2 protein-coding genes are annotated in these 1,273 nt (G+C 52.9%); both read left to right on the top strand.

Annotation, left to right across the window (positions count from 1 at the left end):
• Window positions 1–59: 59 nt before the first annotated feature.
• Window positions 60–392 carry an Imm45 family immunity protein gene (gene imm45, locus C1D09_RS26145; protein WP_143976960.1) on the top strand — a complete coding sequence of 111 codons (333 nt, stop codon included), beginning with the start codon at window positions 60–62 and terminating at the stop codon, window positions 390–392.
• A 94-nt stretch (window positions 393–486) separates the two neighbouring features.
• A complete protein-coding gene (locus tag C1D09_RS26140; RefSeq protein ID WP_246135880.1) occupies window positions 487–888 on the top strand; it encodes a hypothetical protein in 402 nt (133 codons plus the stop codon).
• Window positions 889–1,273: the final 385 nt, after the last annotated feature.

Here is a 1,273-nt window from a genome sequence, read left to right as displayed (position 1 = left end):
TCCCAAGGCAATATGCTTCCTGGATCAGTCGACAAATCTGGTGGCCATGACCTGACGACATGATGAGGCAAACTATCAACCACTACTATCAATCTGGAAACTTGCATGTTAGCAAGGGAACAATAATTAGATATCCATTTGAGTATATAGGGGAGAATTGGCGAAATGTTATGGTCTACGACTGCGCACTGGAAGGCCAAGGCATGGGCTTGGTTGTCATAACGGGATATTATGCTGGAACTCCTATCGTCCATTTGCCGGAAGAGTCCGGAAAGCTTAGTATATCAACAAGTTGGCTGATCAACAATTTCACCAAATGGGTGGAAGACGCGCCGTTGGGAGAGGTGTTTATTATTGAAAAAATTATGAAAACTGAGGATCCTTTTTCATAGAATTGGAATTACGGTGACAGTGCACTCTTTACCCCGTTCGGCCGGCTATCGTCGCGTTTAGATTGACCGCCTCGCTCGCATTGTCCTTCCCGATTTGCCGCACCACGTCACGCAACGCGGCAACGGGCGCGCCAAGGTGCACCGCGCCTATGCCGGCACCATCCATGCGCGGCAAAAGAAAACCGGACATTTCTGGCAAGGCCGTTTCGGCGCCGTCGCGATGGACGAGGATCACCTTTTGTCGGCGGTGCGCTATGTCGGACTGAATTCGGTGCGCGCAGGGCTGGCGAAACAGGCGGCCGATTGGCCCTGGTCAAGCGCTCGGGCGCATCTGACAGGTGAGCCCGATGGCGTTACCGATCTGCAGCCAATGAGGGACCGTCTGCCATCATCGAGCGGACTGTTCGATCTGATCGAGACGGATGCCGCGGCCTTCGACGCTCTCCACAAGGCTGAGAGCATCGGCCGGCCCGGTGGGCGGCGAGGCGTTTCTTAGTCGGATTGCAGCGCAAACCGGACGAGCTGTGAAGCCAGGAAAGCGAGGCCGGCGGGACAAAATTGGTGCACTGTCACCGTAATTCAAGGAGTGCTCAGGCGTTAGAGACCGTGAAACCAGGGACGGAGAAAGGCTCTAAATTGGGCCTCGACGATAGAAATGTCGATCTCAAGGTCTACCAAAATAGCAATGGGGAGACGGTGCACATAAGGCAGGACAAGGCTGCCGCTTACGGTGAGGATGGGGTTGGAGATCAACTGCCACATTTCAACGCTGGAATAGCGGGAGATAAGCTAAGAGATCATTTCTACATTGGAGAGAAGCAATAGGTGCAACGATATGAAATTAACACACGTAAACCCCAATGTTCGAGATGATCTAGTTC

The sequence above is a fragment of the Mesorhizobium intechi genome, from assembly GCF_002879535.1.
Taxonomy (GTDB): domain Bacteria; phylum Pseudomonadota; class Alphaproteobacteria; order Rhizobiales; family Rhizobiaceae; genus Mesorhizobium; species Mesorhizobium intechi.
The sequence above is the reverse complement of the archived record's forward strand: the minus strand, read 5'-3'. Positions and strand labels throughout refer to the sequence as shown.